8 protein-coding genes and 1 pseudogene are annotated in these 5,668 nt (G+C 31.8%); all 9 read left to right on the top strand.

Features of this window, described 5'->3' with window-relative positions:
• Positions 1–456: 456 nt before the first annotated feature.
• Positions 457–801 (top strand): helix-turn-helix domain-containing protein, encoded by a 345-nt coding sequence (locus KPL37_RS19040; protein WP_216151647.1) that lies wholly within the window; start codon positions 457–459, stop codon positions 799–801.
• The gene (locus tag KPL37_RS19035) at positions 794–1,630 is read left to right on the top strand and encodes an ImmA/IrrE family metallo-endopeptidase (protein WP_343216313.1); all 837 of its coding nucleotides are present in this window, start codon (positions 794–796) and stop codon (positions 1,628–1,630) included. Before KPL37_RS19040 ends, KPL37_RS19035 begins: the two co-directional genes overlap by 8 nt.
• Before the next feature lie 16 nt (positions 1,631–1,646).
• On the top strand, positions 1,647–2,336 hold the full coding sequence (locus tag KPL37_RS19030; RefSeq protein ID WP_216151646.1) for a PIN domain-containing protein: 690 nt from the start codon (positions 1,647–1,649) through the stop codon (positions 2,334–2,336).
• 235 nt (positions 2,337–2,571) lie between these two features.
• Entirely contained in the window at positions 2,572–2,718 is a 147-nt protein-coding gene (locus tag KPL37_RS19025; protein ID WP_216151645.1) for a hypothetical protein, read from the top strand.
• On the top strand, positions 2,693–2,995 hold the full coding sequence (locus KPL37_RS19020) for a hypothetical protein (protein ID WP_216151644.1): 303 nt from the start codon (positions 2,693–2,695) through the stop codon (positions 2,993–2,995). The genes KPL37_RS19025 and KPL37_RS19020 overlap by 26 nt, the downstream gene beginning before the upstream one ends.
• A gap of 15 nt (positions 2,996–3,010) precedes the next feature.
• Entirely contained in the window at positions 3,011–3,406 is a 396-nt protein-coding gene (locus tag KPL37_RS19015; RefSeq protein WP_216151643.1) for an HNH endonuclease signature motif containing protein, read from the top strand.
• Between the two features lie 243 nt (positions 3,407–3,649).
• On the top strand, positions 3,650–4,138 hold the full coding sequence (locus KPL37_RS19010) for a hypothetical protein (protein ID WP_246578382.1): 489 nt from the start codon (positions 3,650–3,652) through the stop codon (positions 4,136–4,138).
• 45 nt (positions 4,139–4,183) lie between these two features.
• Positions 4,184–4,987, top strand: a pseudogene (locus tag KPL37_RS19005) (ParB N-terminal domain-containing protein); the annotation flags it as partial.
• A 516-nt stretch (positions 4,988–5,503) separates the two neighbouring features.
• Positions 5,504–5,668 (top strand): PD-(D/E)XK nuclease family transposase (locus KPL37_RS19000; protein WP_216151648.1); only part of this gene is annotated, 165 nt, incomplete at its 3' end.

Raw genomic sequence — 5,668 nt, 5'->3', positions numbered from 1 at the left:
ATGAATAAATAATTTTTAGTTTTGCCAGGAGCCGTATGCGAGGTCCGCACGTACGGTTCTGTGAGAGGAAAGAAGTCGGAAATTTATTACCGACTTTTACCTACTCGATTTTTCGTTATTTTATTTAAAATAATAAAAATTACTTAAAACCTAGATCCTGTCCGTTTTGTCCGTTAAGAATGTGACAGAGTATAAGATGTAGAGAATTAATAATAACAAAACAGCCGCTTAGAGAAATTTAAGAGGCTTTTAATTTGGGTAATTAAAAAGTATAATATTTCAAATCCATAGATTAACCCTATAAAGCTAGATAATTTATTCTATTTATATGAATATTAATAAGAAAATTTGCTAAAGATATAAATAATATGTACTAAAATCGAACTAAATTCATATATTAGTATTGAAAACAACTAAGATGTTCGGTATAATGAATATGCGGGGGAGTGTTTAATAATGAAAATGAGAAATATTGGAGAAGTAATAAGTGCTTTAAGAAAACAAAAGGGAATAACTCAAGAGGAACTTGGTAATAAAACAGCATTAAGCAGAGTTATTATTGCTAAGATAGAAAATAATCAAAGAGCTGTTTCACTTGAAGAAGCTGTTAGGATTGCTAGAGTGTTTGAGATAGATGTTGATACTTTATATGGATTTATTGAAGAAGAAAAAACAGAAGAAAAAACCTTTGTTATGGCTTTTAAAGCAAAAGGTATGGATTCAATAAATTTGAAAGAAGTAAGACGTATTGAGTTACTATTTGATGCGCTATTCGCGCAAGAAGAGATTAGAGGTGAGTAGTTTGGATGAGTTTTTGAAAATTGCATATGATAGGGCTGTAAACTTTAGAGATAAGTATGGATTAGGAAATTATTGTGCTAAGCAATTATTAGAGATACTAGATTTGTTAGAAATAACTGAAAGAATAAGTATAAAACTTATAAGAACACCATTTAGTAATTTAAATCTTGCAGGATTTATTGGCTATAAACATGGTGCATTTGTTATTGTGACTAACACAAATCATACACTTGGTAGTGAAAGATTTACAATAGCACATGAAATATATCATTTATTAGAAGATAGGGTATATATTAAGACTAATTCTGTTATTGAAGAGATGGTTGATGCTGATATTAAGAATATTAAAGAAATAATGGCTAATGCTTTTGCTGTAGAATTACTTATGCCTAAAGATGATATATGTAGTTTTGTTGATGAAATGAGTAAAAATGGAACAAGACCTATAGATTCAGTAATGGTAGTAAGACTCCAACAGAAATATGGTGTTGATTATGTAGCAATCACTAAAAGACTTTATGAAACTGGGAGGATTAATAACAAAGTTCAAGTCACTCTAAATGAATGTATGGTTACTCCTGATCAATTAGAAAATATAACAAAAAATTTAGGTTATACAAATGAATTAAATGTTCCATCTAAGGACACTTATTTATTACAAAATGACTTAGAGATTCTAAAAGAAAATTATGATAATGGAAACACGACCTATGATGATTTAGTTAGGATATTCAGTTATTTGGGATGCAGACCAGAAAAATTTGGTTATGAGGACAGTATTGAGGTAACAGATGATGCTAAAGATTTTATGAAGGGTTTATTAGACTAAGTGGGGGGGTTAAAATTTGGCACGTATAAAAGCAGTATTTGATGCTGATATTTTAATTCACTTAGTAAAGACAAAGTCTATTGGACTTGCCATGGAAACCCTGGGCTGTTTATATATTAGTGATTATGTTTATGAGCATGAAATAAAAAAAGACACTACAGAAGGTAGAAAAATTGATAAACTTAAGAATAACCAAAAAATCAAAATATTAAAGTATGATAAATTAACAAAAACACAAAAGAAAGTTTATTCAGAAACATATAAGTTACTTAAGAATGAGGATGACAGTTATAACCCTGGTGAAAATCCTATAAATGAAGGTGAAAGAGTTACTGCTGCATTTGCAAAAGCTTGTAACATATATTACTATATGTCCGATGACAATCGGGCTTCTTCCCATATAAGGTCTTTGGCTGCAATTGATATTGTAAATTATTGTGATGTGCTATTTTTGCACCTTTTTGTATTTGGGAAGTTAAAAATAAATGAAGTAAGAAAAAGCTATAATGATTTTATTGAGTTGTATGATAAAGAAAAGATTCCTAGAATACTTAAAAATAAGGGCAACGTCTGTAGTTTTGAAGAGATGGTGGAAATAACATATAGTAAATTTCATAAATATAATAACTTAAAGGTATTATTAGACAATGTAAAGGAAAATGCAAAAGGTAATCCCGCAGTAGCGGTTGATAAAATAGATAAGTGATTTATTCTGAATTATTAATAGATTTGCTAAAGTTGACTGGGACAGCTGAATATAATGAAGAATTTTAAGAAAAAATTAAAACCTGTCCGTTTTGTCCGTTTCATATCTGATATAATTTAAAGTGTAGAAGAATAGATAAAACTCTTGGAGAAATCTGAGGGTTATTTTTATAAAAAATATTATAAGAGATAGCTTCTGAGGATACCCTTAGGAGATTTATTTTGGGGGAATATATATGGCTACTCATAAATGTAGAAAATGTATATGGAGTGATAAGATTAGTAGTAATATTTTATATTGTATTTTTCCAAGGTGCATACTGAAAGATAAATTAGAAATTAAAGGAGTAAACAAAAATGATAAAGCTTCAGGAAATATATAAACTTTGTGAAGGCTTTGAAAAAGAATACAGAAACGTTAGTATTACAAAACTAATAAGTTATGGATATAGCGAAAGCACAGCATTAAATTATTATAACATTTGGAGAAGGCACTACATGGAGTCAAGCAGTAAAGATCTAATACTCTCTGGTGTTTTTATAAAAAAGGGTGAAGTCAGTAAGCTTTTAGAACAGTGCTCTTACAGGGAGCGTCAAAAGTATCTGGAAGCATTAAGTAAGGAACAGCTAATTAAGGTAACACAGTCAGTGCTTAAATGAAAAGAGGTAAGAACTATGCCAAGAAAACCGTCAAAGCCTTGTAGCTTTAGAGGGTGTCCTGAACTAACCAATGAAAGGTACTGTGAGAAACATCAGAAAGAAGTGGACAGTGACTACAACAAAAATAGCAGACCTTATAAACATTTATATAACAGTAGTAGGTGGAGAAAGCTAAGGCTGCAGTTCTTAAGTGGTCACCCAATTTGTGAGACATGTAAAAGAAAAGGAGTTGTTAGTGCTTCAGAAGTAGTGGATCATATTAAACCACACCGAGGAGATGAAAAGTTGTTCTGGGATGAGAGTAACTGGCAAGCCTTGTGTAAGTCTTGCCATGACCGTAAGACTGCTAAAGAAGATGGTAGATGGGGAAGGAAAGGAAGAGTTTACTCTTATAACTTTAGAGATAAATAGAAAAGTTATCCACAGTTATTGTTAGGTATCTGTGGATAACTTGTTCGTTGGTTGTGGATGAAGTTGTGTAGGGTAGGGGGGTATAAATCGCTAGGCATTGATACGACAACGTCGGGTGGTCCCCGACCTGTGAAAAATTGCTATATTCCAGGGGGCGGGAGGGGAAATTTTGCGAAATAGTGCAATTGTAGGAATAGCAAAGATTTAAAGTAATTGCCAAAGGCTAAACAGGTGGTGATAATAGTGTTAAATCATGAGCAAAAGGATGAAATTTTAAAGCTCCGTAGAAAAGGCTATGGGTACTGCAGTATTTCAAGCATCTTAGTAATTAATAGAGATGCAGTAAGGGATTTTTGCAAGAGCAAAGGGTTAAGCGGTTTTCTTGGTTACGGGAAATCCGTGCCAATAGAAAGTGAAATTGAACTACCTAGTAAAAACACCAGCTGCGATAGATGTGGCAAACCCATTAACACTTCAGATAAACGTGGAAGAAAGTCAAGGTTTTGCTCCGATAAATGCAGAAGGAAATGGTGGAATGAAAATAAAGATAAGAAAGATAAAAAAGAAAGTGATGGTATTCATTTATTTGTTTATACTGTGGTAGTGAATTTAAGGTTTATGGAAATAGGTATAGAAAGTATTGCAGCAGAAGATGCTGTTTTGAACATAGATATGGACATTTTAAAGAAAAGGCAGAAAAGAATAAATTGTGAAAGTTCATTATTACTTTAAGGTAGTAGATGGGCTTTTTATTTTGTAAGGAGGGAAATAAGTTAAATGGATATACAAAAAGTATCAGTAGATAAATTGAACCCAGCGAAATATAATCCACGTAAAGATTTAAAACCAGGTGATCCTGAATATGAAAAATTAAAGAAGTCCATAGAGACCTTTGGTTATGTAGAGCCTGCTATCTGGAATAAAAGGACAGGAAACATTGTAGGGGGACATCAAAGATATAAAATACTAAAAGAGCAGGGTGCTTCGGAAATAGAATGTGTGGTTGTGGATATGGATGAATCAGAAGAAAAGGCACTAAATATTGCTTTAAATAAAGTATCTGGTGATTGGGATCTTCCAAAGCTTGTGGATTTAATTAGTGAGCTAGATGGTGGGATGTTTGATATATCTCTTACAGGGTTTGATGCTGCGGAGATAGATGATTTGTTTTCCAAGGTTCATGATAAAGAAATTAAGGAAGATGACTTTGATGTCGAAGGATCATTAAAAGAGCCTACAATGAGTAAACAGGGAGATGTGTGGATTCTTGGAAGGCATAGACTTATTTGTGGTGATAGCACAGAAGCTAAAACCTATGAAGTTTTGATGGAGGGAAAAAAAGCAAACCTTACGGTTACCGATCCTCCATATAATGTAGCCTATGAAGGAACAGCAGGTAAAATACAAAATGATAATATGGCAGATAAGAAATTCTATGAGTTTTTATTGAATTTTTATAAATGGACTTTTGAAGCTATGTCGGATGGAGCTGCAATATATGTTTTCCATGCAGATAAAGAAACGGTTAATTTCAGAACAGCATTTAAAGATGCAGGGTTCTTTTGTCATGAAACATGTGTGTAGCAACAGAGCTTGTCCGCTTCACTTCCAAACTCTGTAAGGGGTCAGACCCTTGGGAATGTTTGGAAAGTGTAAGTTAGGCATGCGAAGCTAGGCGAAGATGAGACATCTGATGCGGATTAATGGTGAAGAAGTTGGAGTGAAAAGTTAAGAAATTGGGAAAAAAACAAAAACAAAAAAATGGCGACAGCCACGGGATGGAACTACTGAAATTTATAGAAATATAATTTTGGTAGTTTTTTTTGGTGTTAAAAGTTTTTGTACTGGATTATGTAATTATTGATTCAAAATGAATTGGAATTTAATATAATAAAGGTTATATTGGGTGGAAAGTAAGTAACTTCTAATTTTTTTTATTTTGATACACATATACATTGTTAGATAGCAATTTAATTTGTAGCAAGTCAAAAGATAAAAAAAGTTGAAGGAATTAAATTTTATCATAGATATTTTAAAAGTAGAGTAGAATAAAATGTAATTTTCTGATAAAATAAGAATATAGGAAGGAATGATTATATGGAAAGATTAAAACCTTTAAATGACTTCATATTTAAAAAGACCTTTGGTGAAGAAGAAACGAAAGATAATTTAATAGCACTACTTAATGCGATTCTAAGTAAAAAAGATAGAGATAAATTAGTGACACTGGAAATAGTTGAAAATAAAGAATTAACACCTGAA

Source organism: Clostridium frigoris, assembly GCF_018861865.1.
Taxonomy (GTDB): Bacteria; Bacillota; Clostridia; order Clostridiales; family Clostridiaceae; genus Clostridium_AD; species Clostridium_AD frigoris.
The sequence above is the reverse complement of the archived record's forward strand: the minus strand, read 5'-3'. Positions and strand labels throughout refer to the sequence as shown.

Coding starts and splice junctions, on each gene's coding strand:
- KPL37_RS19040 (WP_216151647.1), top strand. CDS start 457: ATGAAAATGAGAAATATTGGAGAAGTAATAAGTGCTTTAAGAAAACAA.
- KPL37_RS19025 (WP_216151645.1), top strand. CDS start 2,572: ATGGCTACTCATAAATGTAGAAAATGTATATGGAGTGATAAGATTAGT.
- KPL37_RS19020 (WP_216151644.1), top strand. CDS start 2,693: ATGATAAAGCTTCAGGAAATATATAAACTTTGTGAAGGCTTTGAAAAA.
- KPL37_RS19015 (WP_216151643.1), top strand. CDS start 3,011: ATGCCAAGAAAACCGTCAAAGCCTTGTAGCTTTAGAGGGTGTCCTGAA.